General features: G+C 75.8%; 1 protein-coding gene. It reads left to right on the plus strand.

Annotation, left to right across the window (positions count from 1 at the left end; translation table 11 throughout):
• On the plus strand, window positions 1-1,830 hold a 1,830-nt coding region (gene eccCb, locus VGD85_RS10900; protein WP_331063462.1), incomplete at both ends, for a type VII secretion protein EccCb.

The raw sequence follows: 1,830 nt of genomic DNA on the forward strand, positions 1-1,830 counted from the left end.
CAGCCCGGCACGCCGGACCTCCTGGACCTGCTGTCGCTCGGCGACGTGCACGCCCTCGACCCGGCGCGCTCCTGGCGTCGCCGGCCCGCCCGGGACCGGCTCCGCGTCCCGTTCGGGCTGGCGGCCGACGGCACCGTCGCCGAGCTCGACCTCAAGGAGTCCGCCCAGCAGGGCATGGGCCCGCACGGGCTGGTGATCGGTGCGACCGGGTCGGGCAAGTCCGAACTGCTCCGCACCCTGGTGCTCGGCCTCACGCTCACCCACCCGCCGGACGAGCTCAACCTGGTGCTGGTCGACTTCAAGGGCGGCGCGACGTTCGCCGGCATGTCCGACCTGCCGCACGTGTCCGCCGTGATCACCAACCTCGCCCAGGAGCTGACGCTCGTCGATCGCATGCAGGACGCGCTGGCCGGCGAGCTGGTCCGGCGCCAGGAGCTGCTCCGCGAGGCCGGCAACCTCGCGTCGGTCCGCGACTACGAGTCGGCCCGGGCGACCCGGCCCGACCTCCCGGCCCTGCCCTCGCTGCTGATCGTCGTCGACGAGTTCTCCGAGCTGCTCACGGCCCGGCCCGAGTTCATCGACCTGTTCGTCGCGATCGGCCGGCTCGGTCGCTCGCTGGGCCTGCACCTGCTGCTCGCCTCGCAGCGACTGGAGGAGGGACGCCTGCGCGGCCTGGAGTCCCACCTGTCCTACCGGATCGGCCTGCGCACGTTCAGCGCCGCTGAGTCCCGGACGGTGCTCGGCGTCCCCGACGCCTACGAGCTGCCCGCCGATCCCGGCCTGGGCTACCTGCGGCCGGACCCCGCCACGCTCATCGCGTTCCGGGCCGCGCACGTCTCCGGACCGCCGCGCGGCCGGACGCCGGTGCGGCGTGAGGAGGGCACGGACCCGCCGGGCATCTTGCCGTTCACGGTCTCCGAGGTGCTCGTCCCCCACGATGCCGGGCCCGCGCCCGAGCCCGCGGCGATCGAGCGATCGGCGGACCGGGAGTCCGTGCTCGACCTCGCCGTACGCCGGATGGCGGGCCGGGGCCCGGCCGCCCACCAGGTGTGGCTGCCACCCCTCGACGAGCCCGACCGGCTCGGCGACCTGATGCCCGACCTGGACGCGCACCCCGGGCTGGGCCTGGTGTCGCGTCGCTGGCGAGACGCCGGCCGGCTGGTCGTGCCGCTCGGCACGATCGACCGCCCGCGCGAGCAGCGGCGCGACACCCTCACCGTCGACCTCGCCGGAGCGGGCGGACACGTGGCGGTCGTCGGCGGGCCGCGCAGCGGCAAGAGCACGCTGCTGCGCACGCTGGTCGCCAGCATCGCGCTGACGACCACCCCGCAGGAGGCGCAGTTCTTCGTGCTCGACTTCGGCGGTGGCACGTTCGCGCCGTACGCCCGCCTGCCGCACGTGGCCGGCATCGGCTCGCGCGCCGAGCCCGACGTGGTCCGCCGGGTCGTCGCCGAGGTGCGCGGCGTGCTGGACCGGCGGGAGGCGTACTTCCGCGCGCAGGGCATCGACTCCGTCGAGACCTACCGGTCGCGGCGGGCGGCGGGGCGGGCCGACGACGGGTACGGCGACGTGTTCGTGGTCGTCGACGGCTGGAGCACGCTCCGCGCGGACTTCGACGACCTCGAGGTCGAGCTGCAGCAGCTGGCCTCCCGCGGCCTGACCTTCGGGCTGCACGTGCTGGTCGGCACCGGACGGTGGGCCGACCTCCGCGCCGCGATGCGCGACCTGCTCGGCACCCGCCTCGAGCTGCGCCTCGGCGACCCGGTCGACTCCGAGGTCGACCGCCGGGTCGCCGCCCAGGTGCCGGCCGGCCGCCCGGGCCGCGGCCTG

Source organism: Nocardioides sp. (assembly GCF_036401255.1).
GTDB lineage: Bacteria > Actinomycetota > Actinomycetes > Propionibacteriales > Nocardioidaceae > Nocardioides.